The organism is Pseudomonas panipatensis (assembly GCF_900099785.1).
Taxonomy (GTDB): Bacteria; Pseudomonadota; Gammaproteobacteria; order Pseudomonadales; family Pseudomonadaceae; genus Pseudomonas; species Pseudomonas panipatensis.
The window spans coordinates 208,590-228,452 of the sequence record NZ_FNDS01000008.1; the positions used below are offsets into that span (position 1 = coordinate 208,590).

General features: G+C 56.4%; 14 protein-coding genes and 1 tRNA gene. All 15 read right to left on the bottom strand.

The features are described from left to right. Positions 1-8 precede the first annotated feature (8 nt). The 15 genes from BLQ74_RS19310 to BLQ74_RS19380 all read right to left on the bottom strand — a co-directional run bounded on the left by BLQ74_RS19310 (position 9) and on the right by BLQ74_RS19380 (position 19,854). On the bottom strand, positions 9-1,238 hold the full coding sequence (locus BLQ74_RS19310; protein ID WP_090265192.1) for a glycosyltransferase family 4 protein: 1,230 nt from the start codon (positions 1,236-1,238) through the stop codon (positions 9-11). Then, positions 1,235-2,233 (bottom strand): glycosyltransferase family 2 protein, encoded by a 999-nt coding sequence (locus BLQ74_RS19315; protein WP_090265194.1) that lies wholly within the window; start codon positions 2,231-2,233, stop codon positions 1,235-1,237. The genes BLQ74_RS19310 and BLQ74_RS19315 overlap by 4 nt, the downstream gene beginning before the upstream one ends. After that, on the bottom strand, positions 2,233-3,162 hold the full coding sequence (locus BLQ74_RS19320; protein ID WP_090265197.1) for an NAD-dependent epimerase/dehydratase family protein: 930 nt from the start codon (positions 3,160-3,162) through the stop codon (positions 2,233-2,235). Before BLQ74_RS19320 ends, BLQ74_RS19315 begins: the two co-directional genes overlap by 1 nt. Further along, entirely contained in the window at positions 3,159-5,591 is a 2,433-nt protein-coding gene (locus tag BLQ74_RS19325) for a rhamnan synthesis F family protein (RefSeq protein WP_244507225.1), read from the bottom strand. The genes BLQ74_RS19320 and BLQ74_RS19325 overlap by 4 nt, the downstream gene beginning before the upstream one ends. 56 nt (positions 5,592-5,647) lie before the next feature. Then, positions 5,648-9,967 (bottom strand): rhamnan synthesis F family protein, encoded by a 4,320-nt coding sequence (locus BLQ74_RS19330; RefSeq protein WP_090265201.1) that lies wholly within the window; start codon positions 9,965-9,967, stop codon positions 5,648-5,650. Positions 9,968-10,045: 78 nt separating this feature from the next. Beyond that, a complete protein-coding gene (locus BLQ74_RS19335; protein WP_090265203.1) occupies positions 10,046-11,449 on the bottom strand; it encodes an ABC transporter ATP-binding protein in 1,404 nt (467 codons plus the stop codon). Next, positions 11,439-12,266, bottom strand: a complete 828-nt coding sequence (locus BLQ74_RS19340; protein ID WP_244507226.1) for an ABC transporter permease — start codon at positions 12,264-12,266, stop codon at positions 11,439-11,441. Before BLQ74_RS19340 ends, BLQ74_RS19335 begins: the two co-directional genes overlap by 11 nt. A gap of 8 nt (positions 12,267-12,274) precedes the next feature. Further along, positions 12,275-12,823 carry a dTDP-4-dehydrorhamnose 3,5-epimerase gene (gene rfbC, locus BLQ74_RS19345; protein ID WP_090265209.1) on the bottom strand — a complete coding sequence of 183 codons (549 nt, stop codon included), beginning with the start codon at positions 12,821-12,823 and terminating at the stop codon, positions 12,275-12,277. Beyond that, positions 12,823-13,704, bottom strand: a complete 882-nt coding sequence (gene rfbA, locus BLQ74_RS19350; RefSeq protein WP_090265212.1) for a glucose-1-phosphate thymidylyltransferase RfbA — start codon at positions 13,702-13,704, stop codon at positions 12,823-12,825. Before rfbA ends, rfbC begins: the two co-directional genes overlap by 1 nt. Then, on the bottom strand, positions 13,701-14,609 hold the full coding sequence (gene rfbD, locus BLQ74_RS19355) for a dTDP-4-dehydrorhamnose reductase (RefSeq protein WP_090265214.1): 909 nt from the start codon (positions 14,607-14,609) through the stop codon (positions 13,701-13,703). Before rfbD ends, rfbA begins: the two co-directional genes overlap by 4 nt. Further along, positions 14,606-15,664 (bottom strand): dTDP-glucose 4,6-dehydratase, encoded by a 1,059-nt coding sequence (rfbB, locus tag BLQ74_RS19360; protein WP_090265217.1) that lies wholly within the window; start codon positions 15,662-15,664, stop codon positions 14,606-14,608. The genes rfbD and rfbB overlap by 4 nt, the downstream gene beginning before the upstream one ends. Positions 15,665-15,668: 4 nt before the next feature. After that, complete coding sequence (locus tag BLQ74_RS19365) at positions 15,669-16,628, bottom strand: glycosyltransferase family 2 protein (RefSeq protein WP_090265220.1); 960 nt, start codon at positions 16,626-16,628, stop codon at positions 15,669-15,671. A 352-nt stretch (positions 16,629-16,980) separates the two neighbouring features. Further along, positions 16,981-17,056, bottom strand: a tRNA-Thr gene (locus BLQ74_RS19370). A 70-nt stretch (positions 17,057-17,126) separates the two neighbouring features. Then, positions 17,127-18,656: a DHA2 family efflux MFS transporter permease subunit gene (locus BLQ74_RS19375; RefSeq protein WP_090265514.1), complete on the bottom strand. Its 1,530-nt coding sequence runs from the start codon at positions 18,654-18,656 to the stop codon at positions 17,127-17,129. Between the two features lie 13 nt (positions 18,657-18,669). Next, entirely contained in the window at positions 18,670-19,854 is a 1,185-nt protein-coding gene (locus BLQ74_RS19380) for an HlyD/EmrA/EmrK family protein (protein ID WP_090265223.1), read from the bottom strand. Positions 19,855-19,863 lie beyond the last annotated feature (9 nt).

Genomic DNA, 19,863 nt, shown 5'->3' on the forward strand with positions numbered 1-19,863 from the left:
TAATAATTTTAGTATGCTGTAGTTGCAAGTGCGCGCAGGCGCCCAGCCATCTTCTTTGCTTCGGATTCCCACGATGTACTGGTGGCGAACGCCAGTCCATTTTGTCGCAATTCTTCAGCGTAATCCTGATCGTTCAATACTTCCACTATCTTTCCAGCCAAGCCCTCCACTGTGGCGGGTGCAAGCGCGCTATTGCTTTCATCGAGCAACCAGCGCGTGTGGGGCGCGTCATTACTGACCACGGGGACGCCGCTTGCCATCAACTCCAGTGGCAACAGTGAAAGATTGGTACAGGAAAGCACCAGCGCCACATCGCAACTGGCGTAGACCTGCGGAAGCGCATCGATTGCCACGAGCCCTAGCTGCTCGCAGGGGAAGGGGATTTCATAGTTTGAGACGTCCCATCCAGCCAGTACCACTTTTGCATCAGGTATCTGCTGGCATACCTCTCGGAGAACCAGTAGCCCAAGTTCGAACGCTCGACGGGCAGTCGGTGGTCTGGCATAGAAGAATATGCGTCGATCCTTGTTCGCTGCCCGATTTACTGGTTTATACAGTTCCTTGTCGAAGGAGAATCCCAGTCCACAGGTGTGCATGCCATATTCGGTAGACAGCTTGCTGGCGAGCCAACTACCGGCAGTGAAGCCTTGAAAGCCAAAACTGTACGTTGCTTCTGCAAGCAGCGAATCCGAGCCTGCTGGATAGAACCAGGGCTCGAAATCCTGCACGAAGTAGCAGCGTATGTGGGTACTTTGGAAGGCCCTGACGGTATAGGCTGTCTGCCAGGATGTGGCAATGCTGAAGTGCGCTGGCGGAATCGCATCGGTGGTTCCGACAAAAACCTCCGCCTTGAGCGGGAAGAACCAGCGATGGATATCCTGCTTGGCAATCTGTGCGGATACAGGCAGTAGATCATCGACGATGACGATTCGGCAATTGAATCCCAGTTCTTCCAGATTCTTGATGAAGCGGAAAATATTGAGATGTCCACCTGAGCCTTTGCCCACTCTGGGAATAAACCAGTTTATGGTGTTTGGCTCGATGTCCCCGCTTCCGATCGTTGCGCCAATTGGTTGCGGGAGAACGAAATCGTATTGCCGCAGGATGGCTACCTTGCCAAATAGACCATTTTTGCTGGCCATCTTCCTGTTTATCAGGGTGATCAGGTTGATCCAGCCATTTTGGCGCGCGAACTGCAACGCTTTGATTGACGACTTGTACAGGTGCGTCAAATTCATGGACGACTGCTCCAGTCATCGATCTGCATGAGTCGTCGATCACGCGAAAGGCGCAAACGAAGCGCCATGGGAAGTTTCTCCGCACGCTGCCCAAGGAATGTCCCAAGGATTCGCATCATGTTATCCATCGGCATCCGTATCACTTGAAGGATATGTTCCTTGAACAATCCCTCTTGCAGGGCAACTTTCAGGTCTCGTCGCGTGAGTGCCAATAGGCTTCGTACGGCGTGCTTGAGGCTGGTTCCGCCTTTGTAGTCAAACAAGCGCCGCAGCGCGTAGCTTTCGTCAAAACTGCGTTGCAGGCGTTCGAAAAGCCCATAGTTATGCGAGTGGTAGACTGCGGCATTGTGGGCGTAGGCCTTTTGATAGCCAGCCTCGATGATCAAACGAGCCCAAGCCTGGTCTTCTGCGAAATCCACTTCCGGGTAGGGTATTTGTTCCCAGACGCTACGGCGTAGCATGGCGTTGTTGTCTGAGAAGAAGTACAGGAATTGCCTGTATCCCTCTTCATTGGCATAGCGTTCACGTGAGTCCAGCTTGGCCAGAGGCTGTTTCGCAAAACCCTCAAAATGGGCTTCGAGTTCATGTCGGGTGAATATGGATGCGTCCGGGTAGGCAAGGTGCCTACCAAATACCCCGGCCACCTGCGAATTCGCGAGCAGAGGCTCGGCCATCTTTGCAAGCCAGTCGTCAGAGGCCGGCAGCGCGTCTTGGGTAATCATTGCGACGAACTCGCCCTTTGCTTTGGACACGGCGAAGTTACGGGTTTTTCCGTGTCCGAACTCCCGGGGCTGGATCTCGATCAGGCGCACTTGGGGATATTGCCTGACGATATCCAGGGTTTCGTCGGTGGAGCCGGAGTCCACTACCAGAATATCCAGTGTTCCGGGGACCTTCTGGCAGGTGACACGCTCAAGCACTTGCTTGAACAAGGGGCCGCCATTTTTGGTGGGAATGACGACGGAATAGATGGTTTGCAGAGGCGTGGAACTCATTACCTGGAGGCCTGCTTCATCCACGCGACTGTACGCTGGAGCCCCTCTTCCAGGCTGATAGCTGGATTCCAATCCAGTTCACGGCGTGCCCGCTGGTTGCATAGCACACTGACCGGAACATCGAATGACCGCCCGGGGAGATAGTTGCGCCTGATTTCCTTGCCCAGCACCTTTTCGAGCTGTCCGACCAGTTCGTTCAGCGATGTTCCGGTGCCGGAGCTGATATTGAATACGGACTCGGGCCCATCGTAAGCGGCGGCCTTGGCAAAGGCTTCGGCAACATCGGAAACGTGGATGTAGTCCCGTGTGACACTTCCATCGCCCCAGATATCAATGGGTTGTCCCTGCAATGCGCGATTGAGGAATACCCCCACGGCGCCCTGTGCTGTTTCTACTCGTTGGCGTTCCCCATAGGGGTTGGTCACGCGCAGGATGTTGGCTTTGATTCCATGCAGATGCTGATACATCAGCAGGTATTTCTCGATCATCAGCTTGGTGATGCCATAGGAAACCTGCGGCTCTGTCGGATGCTTCTCATCGATCGGCAGGTAGGTTGGCGGGCCATAGACCGTGCCTCCCGACGAGATGAAAACGATCTTGCGCACGCCTTTGGCGACCATGAGATTGAGCATCTGCAGGGTGGCAATCAGGTTGGTCTGGACATCATAGATGGGGTCGTCATTAGAGCTCTTGGGCAATGTCGTAGAGACCAGATGCAGAACGGTATCCACTCCCTCCAGGACCTCGGAGACATCATGCGTACTCATCAGGTCGCCGGTTAGCCACTCCACGTGTTCCCCGACAGAGAACTCACGATAGGGTGGCACTCGTGGACGCTCGAAGATTTTCAGCTGATGCCCATCTTTCAGTAGTCGGTCGGCGATCGCCGAGCCAATGAAGCCACCACCACCAAAAATTGCAATTTTCATCGAGTCATACCGGAAATGTTCGTTACCGCGCAGCGCATGGCCTTATCCGCGATGGAAAGAGGGAAGAGCCGCTCCAGGGCGTGCAGCATGGAGCCGTCATACGGCAGGGGTTCCTCGGGGTAATCCTGCCATTGGAGGTCTAGTTCCAGGATCGGTCGAAGTGCTTCACTGCGTGCCCAGAACATCGTGCCCACCGGGAATAGAATGTGTTCAGGCAGTGCGGCAATGTGCAGGCGCGCCGCCAAGTCTTCGGCGAATGGTCGGTTGGCGCTCCAGCCTACAGCGTTTGGATCGTCTGGAAACACCAAGCCGATCGTCGGGTCCGTCTGCATGTGGGCGATGATCCTATCGGCCATTGCTCCTGCTTTTCCGCCCAGTAGGTTCTCCAACAGAAAATGATACCAAGTCTCACCCATCGAGCGGTCTTTGACGTCAGCGCTCATCTTGGTATGCAGGTGCCCGACGAAGTCATAGCTTTCGGACAATGCAGGCCCGAAGGCAGTCAGGAGCGGGCCTATGTCGCGCCCCCGATTGGGGACCGTAACGAGTTCGATCACTTTCCCTGGGTATGAGCCCAACTCCTGGGCGACCTTGGCTTTCACCTGGTCATTGGGAACACTAACGAAAAGGTCAGGCAACAGGAGATTGTGCTTAAGCCGTTTAAGCATTTCACCCAGAAGCTTTGGATAGTAGACGTGCAAATGAAGGGCGACCCTGGCTCCTGGCAGCAGCTGAGGAGCAGGGGTTTCGCTGGCGATCACCTGTGTAATCCATGGCCCTTCAGGTTTGCCCTTTCGAAGGTAGTCAGCCAAGGGATCCGGTCCTGATGGATCGAGGCCATTCAGCTCTTGGTAGATGCCAGGGTGAAATCCCGGGAATGGTTTGCGCTGCCCCATGCCACAGGCCCAGGCACGAACATAGCCAAGGATTGCCTGGTCCTCGGGCTGATTACGGAAGTGCGGGAGGCAGAAAAAGTCCTGACGTACGAGCTTGGAGCTGGTGATGATTGCCACGTCTTCGGATTCTTGCCGGGCCTTAGCTGATATCGAGATCGCCAACTGCTCCAACTTGGCGACATAGTCGGCCATATCGAAACGTTTCGCTGCGATTGTTCGGGAGCGGGCGACGACCTCCTGATAAAGATCTCGGTCGTTTGCCAGCCGGAGCAGCTTGCTCGCCATGTCGCAGCTATCCAGGTAGCCAGCCACGCAGGATTCCTGCAACCCCTCTTCGGCCAGGATATCCGCTATGCCGGTCGTATTTTCGAAACACACCACCGGGAGGCCTTCACTGAGTGCATCGATAGCGACATTAGGCAGCGGGTCTAGGCGAGACGTTAACAGCAGGACGTCCGCTTGTTGGTAGACGACATCTATTTCCGGGGTTTCATCCAGGAAAACTATGTGACTCTCCAAGCCCGCGCGCTTTATTTGGTCGGCTAGATAGACGGAGTAGCTGACGTCATGATCCGGATCGTAGCCCCTGCCAATCCAGGCGAAACGGATGTTCCGTTCTGGGTGGGCACGAATGACGCGGCTTGCACATTCAATGAAAAGATCCACGCCTTTGCGTAGCTGGACGAAGCCCACGCCGACAATCAGGAATGTATCGCTGCTGGCGCTCGCGGGTCGCAGGGCCTTGAGCAATTTCTCCTGTCGTTCACCACTGCCTTTTACCGCTTGTTCGGGAAGCAGGCATCGCCCCTGCGGCAGGATGTGTGCAACCCCTTCTCCCAGGTCAGGGTATTCGTCGAGAGCACTCTGCAACGTCAATCGAGCAGAGAATACTGAGTCGCTCGACCAGAACAGGGCTTCGCGGAAGGCATGGCGTGGTCGAGTGTAGGCTGCGAACTCATGAAGCAGGCTGATCCGAGGGACGAATCGCTGAGCAAGCGACGGCAGCACGACGCGTGATTCGATACTGTTAACCAGTGCGAATTTGATCTGGCAACGGTCCAGGAGTTGATTCATGACCAAGCCGGCCATGATCGGGTTATGCCTTAGCTCATAAGGACCCAAGACGACGGCGCCCGCATCTCGAAATGCCTCGACTAGCGGTCCTCCTCCGAGGAGTAGGGCCACCACGTTGTAGCGTTGCCCAAGGACACGGACCAGATTGAGGCTGAGAATTGGGGCGCCAGTGCGGGAGGCCTCGTGGCTGACCACCAGCACGGTTTCTCGAGTCGAGTCGAAGTCGGCCTCCGGAGTGCCGATAAACTTGAGTTCGGGAAGTCTGCCAATTCTGCCTTCACTCCTCCCGAAGCGGTAGAAATGCTCGTCAGGCCCAATGCTGGCGGCGGCAATATCAGGGTATTGCTGCAGGTAGAAGGCTCGGTCATAGAGGTTCGAGTATCCACCGGTATTTATTCGCAGCTTGTAATAGGCTCCCCGCAGTCGCTTGATGAGGCCTCTCAATTTTCTTCGGCTCAAATGTGTCTTTCCTGTGACAAATATAAATGTGCGGACCCTTGTCTTCCTTGACCAGATCAGCGGGAGCTGCCTGGAGTGTTGGTCAGAGCGATGCTGCTGCCGATGCTCGTACAGACCAGAGGCATCAGACGCTCCATGGCATGCAGCATGCTGCCATCATATGGCAACGGCTCATCCGGGTACTCGCTCAAGTCGCCGAACGCATTGACCAGCGGTGAAAGCACTGCACTGCGTGCCCAGAACATTGTCCCCACTGGGAAGTTGAAGTGTTCTGGAAGAGCCTCGGCCGATAGTCCCAGCCTTGGAGCTAGTTCTTCTGCAAAGCTCCGGTTGGCAGTCCACCCTGTAATGTAGGGGTCGTCAGGGAAAACCATGCCTAGGTTGTGGTCCTTGCACATTTGGCCGAGGATCGTATCCGCCATTCTGTGTTCGTGAGTGCCCAGAAGGTTATCCAGCAGGAAATTGAACCAAGTCTCGCCCATCATTGGATCAGCGATATCGGCAGTCTTTTTGGTATGGATATGCCCGACGATGTCGTAGCCAGTTACCAGCTCGGGGCCAAAGACCGTCAGTAGAGGAGCGATATCGCGACCTTTGTTGGGTACGACTTCGACCTTGATGAAGTGACCCTCAAAATTATGTAGCAATTCCGATACCTTGGACTCGGTACCATTATCGGGAACACTGATGTAGAGATCCGGGAGAACTTCGTTGAAGCTCAAACGTTCGAGTATTTTCGGCAGCAGATCCGGATAGTACGCGTGAATATGCAGAGCAATCCGCTGGGTAGCGTGTATCGGCTCTATCGATGTTTCCGGCGTTATAACTGGCAGTAACCAGGGACCTTGCGGTTGTCCTGCCCGTATGAAGTCGGCAAGGGGATCGATGCCCCCTCCTAGCAAGCCGTTTCTTTCTAGGTAAACACCGGGGTGGAATCCAGGGAATGGCTTGCGGCAACCGATGCCACTTGCCCAGGAGCGGGTATACAGCCTCAGTGCTTTTGCTCTTTCCACGCCTGCCTGTTCGGGAGGCAGAATGAAGTCAAGACGCGGTAGTGAGGAGTGTTCAATGGTGATCAGGTCTGCCTTTTCCTGGCGACACTGAATTTGAATGTCGCTGGCCATTTCTTCAAGTCGAGAAATGTAGTGAGGCATATCAAAGTATTCCCGCGACTTAAGCATGCAGCGCTCACCTACTTCACGCCGGTGCGACGCAGAGGAGGCAAGGGCAATAACTTTTTCTGCCATTACCGCTGTGTCGAGGTAGGGAGCAACGCATTCCTGCTCAAGCCCATTACTCACCAAGAAGTCAGCAATGCCGGTGGTTTTATCGAAGCAGATGACGGGTAGCCCATGGTCCATGGCATCAATGGCGACATTGGGGAGTGGGTCGAGACGAGAGGTCAGGAGAAGAACATCTGCTTCTTCATAGACAGTTTCGATTGCAGATGTCTCTGCAATGAACGTGAGCTGATTTTCCAAGCCCGCACGACGAATCTGGTCTGCCAAATAGACCGAATAGCCAGTGTCCTGGTCAGGATCATAGCCTTGGCCAATCCAGATGAATCGACATTTTTCTCCTCCCGGCATGCTGTGCACTCGCGCAGCACACTCAATGAACAGATCGACGCCTTTGCGAAGCTGAACGAATCCGGCCCCTAGGACGATGAGCGTGTCCGGTGCCTGGTTTGCCGGTCTGAGATCCTTGCGGATTCGCTCTCGCTCTTTCGCCATAGTCTCCGGCTGGAGGCTTTCCGGTGGAACGATGCAGCGTCCCTGAGGCAAGACATGGCAATGCCGTTTGACCAGTTCTGGATACTCGCTCTGGGCGCTCTGCAGCGTCAGGTCCGCTGAGAAAACAGTATCACCGGACCACAGTAGGGCTTCTCGGAAGGCCTGCCGTGGACGCGTATAAGCGGCGAATTCGTGAATCAAACTCATGGAGGGGATGAAGCGTTCAGCCAGAGCCGGCAGGACTACTCGGGATTCGATGCTGTTGACCAGAGCCAGATCAATATCGAACTGATCGATTACCTTGTTCATCAATAGACTTGCCAAGATCGGATTGCCCCGAATCTCAAGCGGGCCGACGACGACAACGTTCGATTGAATGAATGCTTCTTCTAACCCTCCGCCACCCAGCAACATGGCTATGACGTTGTGATCTTGCGCAAGCGTTTGGGCGATGTTGAGGCTGAGTATTGGCGCACCTGTGCGAGAGGCCTCGTGGCTCACGACCAGAATGGTTTTTCTGCGTGGATCGAACTCTTCGGTGTTGCCCCGAATGGTCAATGGTGGAAGGTTGCCAATTCGACCTTCCGCGCGTCCATGTAGTTGATAGTGTTCAAGTGGGTCGACGCCCGCTGCCTTCAGGTCAGGATAAAGTGCTAAGTAAATTTCTGCATCGAAGGTGTCAACATGTACCGGAAGGCTATTATTGCCGGAGTGTTCACTTTTGTTCTCTATCTCTATTGTCCGGGCCGTCTGCAGAACCCTCTCGACAATAGCTGCTGTCTTTGCAGTTTGTTTGAGAGGCGTCTGTGGCTGCTCTGGATGGACGACGCTGGTCATTAGCGAATAGAGGCGCTTTTCCGGTAAGCCGAACGCCAGAAAGTGCTCTTCAGGAGAAAGACCGGATTCAGCCACATCCGGATATTTGTCCAGGTAAGCTTTTCCATTGAACTCGAATGCATCGATGAGTAGTTGGGAAATCCTCTCCTGGAGCGGCCCCATGAATTTCTTAAAACGAGTTTGTATGCGCCAGGCTCTGGAGCTGATTATTAATGCAAGCGCTCTTGAGTAAACATGAGTGATTTGCTCATGCTTTTCCAGGGCGTCAGTAAGCTCATTGATGAGTTCAGTATGTCGCAATAGGTCCTGACGGAGGCTTTTCTCGTTTTGGCTAATGCACTCGAGTGCCTGCGCCGAGTCCTTCGAAAGGTTCTCGTATGAGGTTATCTTTCGGCTAAGTTCTTGGATCTGAGCTGACTGCGTATGTAGCAGATCCTTGAGGTTGGCTTCATTGGACTTCAGCTCTTCGATGCTTAATTCTGCATGTGCCTTGTGTTGGCGTAGACGAGACAGTTCCTTATTTCTTTCAGAGAGGATTTTTCCAAAATGCTCTCCTTTCTGGGACTGCTCGTCAATCGCCCTCTGCAGCTCACTTATTTGTTCGGTACGCTCGTTGAGTTCGGCTTTTATCTCAAGAATTTCCTGGTCGCGGGAGTTGAGCGTCGAGTAAAGGGCTTCACTGGCTTGAACGTGCTCGGCAAGATCCTGGGTCAGCTTTCCGATCTTTGCGTCACGCTCTTTCAGCAGACGAAGGCTATTACTTTCCACCAGTGATTCGGAAACATGTCCACTCTCCACGCCTGGTGTCTGGTCTTGGCCAATATTCTGCCCGTTGTTCGGGGCTCTTTGTGCTAACGCAGCATTGGCATCCAGTAGCTTCTCAATCAGCTGCGCGCGCTCGCCAGCCAGTCTTTGCTGCTGTTGGAGTTGTATTTCAGTGGTCTTTATTCGTTGTTGAAAGTCAGCAATGCGAGCATGCCTGGACTTGATCATTTCGATGCCTTTCAAGGCGACCTTGAAGGCTTCGTCACTCATTGCCGCCTTTGAAGGTGGGAGCGACGTTTCATAACCGAAATGCTCGAAATCGCGGTGATACAGCTTTTGAATGAGTTCTATTGACCGAGTGCTGAAGAACTGCTCCGAGTATGGAACCAGGCTTTCGTTTGAGTTGCTTGTCTTAAATGGATTAACGAAGGCATCGCCCAGCGATGATCTTAGAATTTCTTCAAGCTCGGTGGTGTTCTCTAGCTTGGCGATCAGAGTATAAGGTAGGAGATCAGGGCGTAGCAGTTCTACCTGAGGGGTCCAGTGTGGGTCCCAGAATGTTGGGGCCTCTTGTTCGGATAAGTGCTCGAGGAAGCACTCAAAGGCGTAGGCGATGCTCTCCACTGTCGATATCTTGGTGTGGAAGAAGTCGCTGGACAAATAGGGGCCTGATTGCAATGGCTCTTGTAGTAATAGTTTTGATTGCCACGCAGAGAAAAGTCTCTTGTAAGGATTCCTGACAACGGCGAAGCGCAATATTTCCGGTGCGTTGAATATCTCGGTAAGAGCAGCACTTTCAAGACCGGTGACGTCAGGAGCCACTTTGTGGAAGGTGTCGTGAATGACCAGTTCGGGAGAGCTCTCTAGGCTGCCGCCTAGTTGGCGAATCGCTGCGGCATGACCTTCCAGTCGAGCGAACCACCATTTCAATGATGTGCATGCTACTTTGGGCGTGGAAATATAAAGAAGCTTCTTCTTGGATGAGAAGTAAGAGCTATATTGAAGATATTGCCAATTCTTGCTTGTAAGATTGTAATCCATGATCTCGTTTTTTCTCTAGCTTTCGCAGGGCGTGGCTCCTATTTTGATTTTTATACGCCTTGCAATATAAAAGTGGGCTTAGCTTAGTTCTAGCTCTGGTGGTAGCGTCATCAGATCGCAGTAGCCAAAGGAGTGGCTTTCTGATGAAGGGGCGACCCGGAACATGGCTGCATCTATAATCCGGTGAAGGTTGTTCGGTTCGTTATGAGACCATACACCGCAACCCGCAAAGTAAATGCCTGGTTGTAGCGACATTTTGTAATTGAAGCTTATTCTGAACTGCTCGCCCGCCACGGCCTTCTCTATGACGTGGGGCTCTTGAGGATAGCGTTGGCCGGTGATCTCAAGTCCAGAGATGGTTCTAATATGCATTCCGAAATAAATGGATTCGCACGTTTTTTCGAAGCGTCCCTGGATTACGAACTGATATTCAAGTCCAGAGGCCAGGACATTCACGCGATTGCCATTGCTGCTGAATATGTCGAGCGAAATGATCTGTGCACCTTGTTCCGGGTAGCGAACAGTGCTTTCCGGTATCAGGCCTGGATCGAATTCCTCATCGCTCTCTGGCTGCTTGCCATTTTCGGAGCTGTCCGCAAGCAGCAGTGGTGCGTCAGTGCGCTCAAGCTCTGCTTGTTTGTATTCGGAAATGAGCTGTAGATATTTCTCTGGTGGTGCGTAAATGAGGCGCTGGTAGTTTTTGATAACTTCGGCAGCGTCCCCGTAAAGCAATTTTTGCCCTTCGTTCAGCAAGAGTGCTTTATCGCAGAGTTCTTTCACGCTCGGTGCTGAGTGAGAAACGAATAGTATGGATGTCCCTTGCTGCTTTAATTCTTCTAGGCGCGCGAAACATTTTCGCTGGAATTTCTCATCGCCTACCGCTAGGGCTTCGTCAACAATGAAAATGTCGGGATCAACTACGGTCTGCACAGCAAAGGCGAGACGAACAGCCATGCCGCTAGAGTAAGTTTTTACCGGCTGCTTAATGAAATCGCCAATATCTGCGAAGGCGAGTATGTCGTCTAGGCGAGAGTCGATTTCCTGGCGTTCCAGGCCTAACACCGCACCATTGAGGTAGACATTCTCAATTCCAGTGAAGTCAGGGTTGAAACCGGATCCTAGTTCCAGAAGGGCGGCTATTCGTCCGTTTGTCTGGATGTCGCCTTGAGTTGGACTCAATGTTCCGCAGATTAGCTGTAGGAGAGTGGACTTGCCGGATCCATTTTTTCCCACTATTCCAATGGTTTCGCCTTTCTTGATAGTAAAGGAGACGTCTTGCAGAGCCCAGTACTCACGGTAATAGTTATGCTTGGGCAGTCCTGCTAAACGACGAAGAGAGGGTAGGATGAATTGCTGCAGGCGATGTCTTGGTAAATCATATACATGAAAGCATTTGCTCAGGTTGTTGACCTGAATGGCGATATCACTATGCGCGTCGGGCAGGCTGGTGCGAGTATCGATAACGCTTAACTCAGAGGACATCTGCAAAACCCTTGCGTGTTTTCTGGAACCAGGCAAATCCTGCCCAAGCTACCAGCGTAGAAATTAGAAAATAGATCGTCAGTCCCTGAATATCGGGAATCTTGCCTTCAATTAGGACGGTTCTTGACTGTTCAATAATAAAGGTCAAGGGGTTTGCCATGATAAATGGTCGGAATCTCTCGGGTAGAGCGCTTAAGGGAAAGAAGACCGGTGACATGAACAACATAACAGTGGTGAAGATAGCCATTGTCTGGCTGACATCTCGCAGAAAAACGCCGATTGATGCAAGGAACCAACTTATGCCAAGTGTCAGGGTGACCAAGGGAAGTAGAACCAATGGAAGAAAAATAGAGGTCCACTGCGGGGCGCCTAGGAAGGCGATATAAGCCAAAATCAGTACGAGTGTACTAATTGCGCTATGAAATAGAGCTGCTCCCATGGAGACTATTGGCAGTATCTCTATGGGAAATATGACTTTCTTGACGAAATTTACATTGCTGATAATGAGTCCGGGCGAGCGGTTTATCACTTCTGCAAATAAGCCGTGAACGATCAGGCCGACGAAAAGCATGATCGCAAACATGGCATGGCTATCGTTGGTCAATGTCGTCGAATTGCCCCAGCGTGATTTGAACACGACAGAAAAAACGAAGGTGTACACACTCAACATCATTAGTGGGTTGAGAAATGACCAGGCGATCCCTAGAGCTGAACCACGATATCGCCCGATGACCTCACGTTTGGTCATCTGCCCAATGAGTTGGCGATGGCGCCAGAGACTGCTGACGAGCGCGTTCAGTGAGCTCCGCTGGCTCATGTGCACGCTCATTCAAATACCTCTGCTTCCTTGAGTTGGCGCCCCAACTTATCCTTTTCTGACAGGATGGGTTGCATCGATAGTGGCCAATTGATCGAAAGAGTCGGATCATTCCATGCAATGCAACCTTCTGCGGCCGGCGCGTAATAGTTGGTGGTTTTGTAGAGGAACTCCACGTGCTCGGAAAGTGTCAGGAATCCGTGTGCGAAGCCTTCTGGAATCCAGAGTTGTTGCTTGTTTGTCTCTGATAGGTGCACGCCAACCCATTGTCCGAAAGTTGGAGAGGATTTTCTTATATCCACCGCAACGTCGAAAACCTCGCCTTGCACAACCCGTATAAGTTTACCTTGCGCGTGTGGTGCAAGTTGGTAGTGCAACCCGCGCAGTACCCCTTTCGCTGATCTGGAGTGGTTATCTTGAACGAAGTTAACCTTGCGGCCAGTGGCCTCTTCGAACTGGTGTTGATTGAAACTTTCGAAGAAAAAGCCACGGTCATCGCCGAACACTTTAGGCTCGAAAAGAACGACATCAGGTATGGCAAGGCGAGTAGCTTTCATCAGTAAACGGTCTCGACCAGCAAACGTTTCAGGTATTGGCCATAGCCATTCTTGGACAGCGGTGCGGCAAGCGCTTCAAGTTGCTCCGCACTGATCCATTTCTGGCGGAAGGCGATTTCTTCCGGGCAGGAGACTTTCAGGCCCTGGCGGTTTTCCAGGGTGGCAATGAAGTGGCTGGCTTCCAGCAGCGAGTCGTGAGTGCCGGTATCCAGCCAGGCGTAGCCACGGCCCATGATTTCAACGGACAGTTCGCCGCGCTCCAGGTAGAGGCGGTTGACGTCGGTGATTTCCAGCTCGCCGCGGGCGGACGGCTTGATGCTCTTGGCGACGTCGACGACCTGGTTGTCGTAGAAGTACAGGCCGGTCACCGCGTAGCTCGACTTCGGCTTTGCAGGTTTTTCTTCCAGGCTGATGGCCTTGCCCTCGCCATTGAACTCGACCACGCCGTAACGCTCCGGGTCGTGCACGTGGTAGGCGAACACGCTGGCGCCGCTGGTGCGGTTCATCGCGTTGAGCAGCAGCTCCTGGAACTCATGGCCGTGGTAGATGTTGTCGCCCAGTACCAAGGCGCAGAGGTCGTTGCCGATGAATTTCTCGCCAATCAGGAAGGCCTGGGCGAGGCCGTCCGGGGACGGCTGCACGGCGTATTGCAGGTTCAGACCCCACTGGCTGCCGTCGCCTAGCAATTGCTCGAAGCGTGGGGTGTCCTGAGGCGTGGAGATGATCAGGATGTCACGGATACCCGCCAGCATCAGGGTGCTCAGCGGGTAGTAGATCATCGGCTTGTCATAAACCGGCAGCAGCTGCTTGGAGATGGCCAGCGTGGCTGGGTGCAGACGAGTGCCGGAGCCACCGGCGAGGATGATTCCTTTGCGTTTCATACGGTTCCCTGATCGATCAGTTCTTTAATCATGCGTTGGGCGTGGTATTCCCAGGCGGGAAGCACCAGGCCGAAGGTGCGTTGCAATTTGCCATTTGCCAGCCGCGAGTTCGCCGGGCGCTTGGCCGGCAGCGGGTATTCGTGGGTGGCGATGGGCGCGATGCGTTCCGGTGTGGCGCGCAGAGCGCTGCCGAGGCGGACGGCTTCGCCGATGACGAACTGGGCGTAGCGGTGCCAACTGGTCTCGCCGCTGGCTACCAGGTGGTAAGTGCCGCTCGCATGCTTGGTCAGCTCGTGGTCCTGTGCCAGGCGTTGCAGAGCCAGGGCGGTGACGTCGGCGATCAGCTCGGCACTGGTCGGGGCGCCGAACTGGTCCGCAATCACGCGAAGCTCGTCGCGCTCCTTGGCCAGGCGCAGCATGGTCTTGGCGAAGTTGCCGCCACGGGTGGCATAGACCCAGCTGGTGCGGAAGATCAGGTGGCGACAGCCGCTTGCGCGGATCGCCAGTTCGCCTTCCAGTTTGGTTTGGCCGTAGACACCCAGCGGCCCGGTAGGGGCGTCTTCCTCGATGGGGCTGTCACCACTGCCATCGAACACGTAGTCGGTGGAGTAGTGCACCAGCCAGGCGTCGAGTTCGCGCGCCGCCGTAGCCAGCGTGGCGACGGCTTCGGCGTTCACTCGGCGGGCCCCGGCAATGTCGCTTTCGGCCTTGTCCACGGCGGTGTAGGCACCAGCGTTGACGATGACGTCCGGGCGCTCCTCACGCACCAGTCGGGCCAGCGCATCCAGATCGCTCAGATCGGCGCGCTGACGGTCGCACACCACGAGTGGCGCCAGCGGCGCCAGGGCTCGCTGGAGTTCCCAGCCGACCTGACCGTTGGCGCCGAGCAGAAGAATCTTGTTCATGCGTATTGCTTGCCTACCCACTCACGGTATGCACCGCTGGTGACGTTGTTTACCCAGGCTTGGTTGTCCAGGTACCAGCGCACGGTCTTGCGGATGCCGGTTTCAAAGGTCTCCGCCGGTTTCCAGCCGAGTTCGCGCTCCAGGCGGCTGGCATCGATCGCATAGCGGCGGTCGTGGCCGGGACGATCTTTGACGAAGGTGATTTGCTCGCGATAGCTCCGCCCGTCAGCCCGCGGCTGCTCTTGGTCGAGGATGTCGCAGAGGGTGTGCACGACGTCGATATTGGCCTTTTCGTTCCAGCCGCCGACGTTGTAGGTCTCGCCCAGTTGGCCGGCTTCCAGCACACGGCGAATGGCGCTGCAGTGATCTTTCACATAGAGCCAGTCGCGGATCTGCTGCCCGTCGCCGTAGATCGGCAGCGGCTTGCCGGCCAGTGCGTTGTGGATGATCAGCGGGATCAGCTTCTCGGGGAAGTGATAGGGGCCGTAGTTGTTCGAGCAGTTGGTGGTCAGCACCGGCAGGCCGTAGGTGTGATGGTAAGCGCGCACCAGGTGGTCGGATGCTGCCTTGGAGGCCGAGTAGGGGCTGTTGGGCTCGTACTTGTTGCTTTCCTTGAAGGCCGGGTCGGTCGGGCTCAGCGAGCCGTAGACTTCGTCGGTGGATACGTGCAGGAAGCGGAAGGCCTGCTTATCGGCTTCCGGCAAGGCGTTCCAGTAGGCGCGCACGGCTTCCAGCAGGCGGAAGGTGCCGACGATGTTGGTCTGGATGAAATCTTCCGGGCCGTGAATGGAGCGGTCGACGTGGGACTCCGCGGCGAAGTTCAGGATCGCCCTGGGCTGGTGCTCGGCCAGCAGCTTGGCAACCAACGCGTCATCGCCGATATCGCCCTGTACGAACAGGTGTCGCGCATCGCCCTCAAGACTCGCCAGGTTCTGCCGGTTGCCGGCATAGGTCAGCTTGTCGAGGCTGATGACTTTTTCGTCGTGCGCAGCCAGCCAGTCGAGGACGAAGTTGGCGCCGATGAAGCCGGCGCTGCCGGTAACGAGGATGGTCATGGAGTCATATCCTTTGAAGGATTGCGGCGGCGGCGAGTCCCAGGGTGCCTGGAAGCGTCTGCCGGTGAACGCCAGATTGTCGGATGAGAATTAAGCGGGCTAACAATCCTGCCTTGCGTCCCTGCTCAAAGAGCTTAAGAGTCGCCTGATTTTCGGGCGACAGGCGGTCGCGGAACGCTGAGAGAGCCCTGAGGTTGTCATCGGTCCATGCACGAAAAGTGCCTTGGAACATCTTCCGCACGCGAACCAGGCGGTCCCCTAGTGAGGAGTTCGAGCCAACGATGTTGTTTCCGTGTTGGCGGTAACCAATCGTGGGGGTGGGGGCGCAGTTGACTTCACCACCACAGCCAGTGACCAGGATGTAAGCCCACCAATCGTGCGAAACGACATGGCTCGCGTCTTTGGTCTGGCGTAGCAGGTCCCGTGCGGCACGGTTGAACAGCATGGTGTTGCCACCGGCGATGCTCTGTACCAGGGCGTTTTCGAAGCAGGCGGGCTTTCTGAAGAGTGGCGAGAAACCGATGGTATTGCCTTGGGCATCTATCAGTTCCGTACGGGAGCAGAACAGCGCTGGCCGCTCCTGAGGAATAGTGCGAATCCAGTCGATCCCCGTTGCAAGCCGCTCTGGCTTCCAGAAGTCATCCTGGTCACAGAAAGCGAAATAGGCGCCCTGGACTTCCTCGCGCGCGAGCAGGCTGAGGAAATTCGCGGCAAAGCCTCGCCGCGGGCCATCGACGATGATCAGTCGATCAGCACCCAGACGCTTCTGGTAGTCCGCGAGAATTTCCAGTGTCGCATCGCTGGAGCCATCGTCGGAGGCATAGATCGTCCAATGCGGGTGCGTCTGGGCGATCAACGAATCGAGCTGCTCCGCGAGGAACGCGGCGCCGTTATAGGTCGAGAGCAGGATCGCGACCTGATCGCTGTGCCTTCCCTGATATTGGGCGGAGGAATGGTGAGTCAATGCGTTACCTCCGGCGGGTCCATCCGGCTCGTGCTGCTCCGTCGATCACCGCATAGGTAACGATTGCCGTGCGCGGAGGGGCGCAGGCAAGCGGACGGACTGGTAAAAAAGGGCGCCATTATATGTGTCGGACCTGGGGAGTAAACCCGTAATTCTACTCTGGAAATTGGATGACGACTGGACGCCTGTCCGGGACACGCGGCAGGCGACGATCGGGAATCTATAGGGCGATATTGGATTTCCATCAACCGCAAAAGTTTCCTGCCCCCTGGGCGACCATTGCGGCGCCTTTCTGAAGTGCAGAAACGACTAAGGCCCACCCGAGGGTGAGCCTTAGTCGATGTGAAGCGGATGGTGCCGGCACCAGGAATCGAACCCGGGACCTACTGATTACAAGTCAGTTGCTCTACCTGCTGAGCTATACCGGCAAGAGGGACGCCATTATATCCACCCGATGGGCAGTGTAAACCTCTGATTTTTCAGCGCCCATTCGCTCCATCAGTGGCCGCTGGCGGCAGCTCCTGGCTTGGCGCCGAAGGGGGGCTTGGCCAGCCAGATGATCAGTAGCAGCGCCAGGAACAGCCAGCCGAGCATGGTGAAGTAGTCCACCGTCGAGATCATGTAGGCCTGGCCTTCTACCAGGCGCTCCAGCGTCGCCGCGCTTTGCTGGTTGTCGCCGCCGAGCAGGTTGAGGGCGTCGCGGGTGGCCGGATCGTAGGGGCTCAGGTGTTCGCTCAGGTAGGCATGGTGCATGGTCGCCCGGCGCTCCCAGAGCCAGGTGGTCAGGGACGCGGCGAAGCTGCCGGCGAGGGTGCGCAGGAAGGTGGCGAGGCCCGAGCCGTCGGCGATCTGGTCGGGCGGCAGGTCGGAAAGCAGGATGCTGAGGATCGGCATGAAGAAGAAGGCTACGCCCAGGCCCATGAACATTTGCACCAGGGCGATATGCGGGTAGTCCACCTCGGTAGTGAAGCCAGCGCGCATGAAGCTGGTCGCGGACATTACCAGGAACGCCAGGCCGGCGAGCACACGCAGGTCGAACTGGTTGGCGTAGCGGCCGACCAGTGGCGAGAGGAATACCGGCAGTATGCCGATCGGCGCCGCGGCCAGGCCGGCCCAGGTGGCGGTGTAGCCCATCTGCGTCTGTAGCCATTGCGGCAGTAGCAGGTTCATGCCGAAGAAGGCCGCGTAGCCACCGACCAGCGCCAGGGTGCCGATGGTGAAGTTGCGGTGCACGAACAGGCGCAGGTTGACGATCGGGTGCTGGTCGGTGAGTTCCCAGATGACGAACACCGCCAGGGCGATGGCGGCGACGATGCTGCCACCGATGATGAAGTTGGATTCGAACCAGTCGAGGTCGTTGCCCTTGTCGAGGACGATCTGCAGCGCGCCCACGCCGATCACCAGCATCGCCAACCCCATGTAGTCCATGGGCGCGTGCTTGATCACCACCGGGCGTTTCTTCAGTTGCTGGTAGACCACCATGGCGGCGAACAGGCCGATGGGCACGTTGATGAAGAAGATCCACGGCCAGCTATAGCTGTCGGTTATCCAGCCGCCGAGAATCGGGCCGGCGATGGGCGCGACCACGGTGACCATCGCCAGCAGAGCCAGGGCCATACCGCGTTTGGCCGGTGGGTATATGGAAATCAGCAGGGTCTGGGTGATCGGATACAGCGGGCCGGCGACGAAGCCCTGCAGGGCGCGGAAGCCCACCAGCATGCCCATCTGCTGGGCCACGCCGCAGAGGAACGAGGCCAGCACGAAGAGAATGGTCGCGGCGATGAACAGCCGAACCTCGCCGACCTTGCGGCTCAGCCAGCCGGTCAGCGGCAGGGCGATGGCGTTGCTCACCGCGAAAGAGGTGATCACCCAGGTGCCCTGCTCGGCGCTCACCCCCAGGTTGCCGGATATGGTCGGCAGGGCGACGTTGGCGATGGTGGTATCCAGCACTTGCATGAAGGTCGCCAGCGACAGGCCGATAGTCGCCATCACCAGGCTGGGTGGGGAGAAGCTGCTGTTCTCGCTCATGATCGGAGGCTGCTCAGCGGGCGGCGGTGCGGCGACCGCCATCGGCCAGGTTGGCGTGGATCAACTGCTCGATCAGTTGGTCGGCAGAGGCCAGCTGTTGCTGGTAGACGTCGGTGGAGAACAGCGCCTGGCTCGGCGACCGCTGCGAGAGCGCCGGGCCGCTCTGGTCGTGCAGGTCGACCTTGACGTCCATCGACAGGCCGATGCGCAGCGGGTGCTCGTTGAGCTGTTGCGGATTCACGCGGATGCGCACGGGGACGCGCTGGACGATCTTGATCCAGTTGCCGGTGGCGTTCTGCGCCGGCAGCAGGGAGAACGCGCTGCCGGTGCCGACCCCGAGGCTGTCGACGCTGCCCTGGAACTTGACCGAGTTGCCGTAGAGATCGGAACGGATCTCCACCGCTTGGCCGATGCGCATGTGCTGCAGCTGGGTTTCCTTGAAGTTGGCGTCGATCCACACCTGGTCCAGGGGAATCACCGCCATCAGCGCGGCGCCCGGCTGCACGCGCTGGCCGACTTGTACGGTGCGTTTGGCGACATAGCCGGTGACCGGCGCGACTATCACTGCGCGGGCGTCGTCCAGGTAGGCCTGGCGCAGCTTGGCCGCCGCCGTCTTGACGTCCGGATGGGAAGCGATGACGGTGTCGTCGACCAGCGCGCGGTTGGTATCCAGTTGCTGTTCCGCGCTGGTCAGGGAATTGCGCGCGGTATCCAGGGCGTCGCGGGCGTGGGCCAGCTCCTCCTGGGAGATGGCGCCGACGTTGGCGAGGTTCTGCCGGCGCTTGAAGTCGGCCTCGGCCTTGGCCAGGGCGACCTTCTTCGCGGCGACGTCGGCCTTGTAGCCATCGACGTTGCTGAACAGCCCGCGTACCTGGCGCACGGCGCGGGCCAGGTTGGCTTCGGCCTGCTGCAGGGCGATGTCGGCATCGCTGGGGTCGAACTTCACCAGCACCTGGCCCTTCTGTACCAGATCGCCATCGTCGGCGCCGATGCTCACCACGGTGCCGGTGACCTGCGGGGTGATCTGTACCACGTTGCCGTTCACATAGGCATCGTCGGTGTTCTCGCTCCAGCGGCCATAGAGGTACTCCCAGAGCACGGCGGCGATGCCGCAGAGGATGACGACGGCGAGCAGGATCAGCAGCCAGCGCTTGCGCTGGGGATTGCCACCGGTGGTTTCTTGGCTGTGAGTGGTCATGTGGGTTGC